Below are 446 nucleotides of genomic sequence, written 5' to 3'. Positions count from 1 at the left end.
GGTTTGACGCGGGCGCGGTTTAAGGTGACGGCGGCGCCCAGCGGATCCATGGTGGCGCCCATCCAGAGGCAGGCGTTGATGCCGTCGCCCGTCGGATTGCCGCCCGATCCCGGAGCCGCAATGCGGATCTTCTGGTTCCAGGCCTGGCGGTCCTCCATCATCTCCAGGTTGTTGCCGTAGCCGCCGGTGGAGAGGATGACGCCCTTGCTGGCATTGATGCGTATATAGTGGCGGTCGTTCTTTACGTCGCGGGCGATAACGCCGGTCACGCGGCCGTTCTCGTCCTGCTCGCACTTGATGAACTCGGTGAACCAGCGCACCTCGGCACCCTGCTCCGCCGCATAGGCCAGGATGGACTCGGCGAAGCCCCATTCCTCATCCTCGGCCGCGACAAGGCCTATGCCACGGGTCACAGCCCTCAGTTGACCGATGCCGTGGCCGAGGAT

Annotated in this window: 1 protein-coding gene; it reads right to left on the bottom strand. The window is 65.0% G+C overall.

Annotated features, from left to right (window positions below):
- On the bottom strand, positions 1-413 hold a 413-nt coding region (locus PZH32_RS11360), incomplete at its 3' end, for an FAD-binding protein (RefSeq protein WP_275208363.1).
- Positions 414-446 lie beyond the last annotated feature (33 nt).

This window comes from Adlercreutzia equolifaciens, from assembly GCF_029076695.1.
In the GTDB taxonomy this organism is placed as follows: domain Bacteria; phylum Actinomycetota; class Coriobacteriia; order Coriobacteriales; family Eggerthellaceae; genus Adlercreutzia; species Adlercreutzia equolifaciens_A.
The sequence above is the reverse complement of the archived record's forward strand: the minus strand, read 5'-3'. Positions and strand labels throughout refer to the sequence as shown.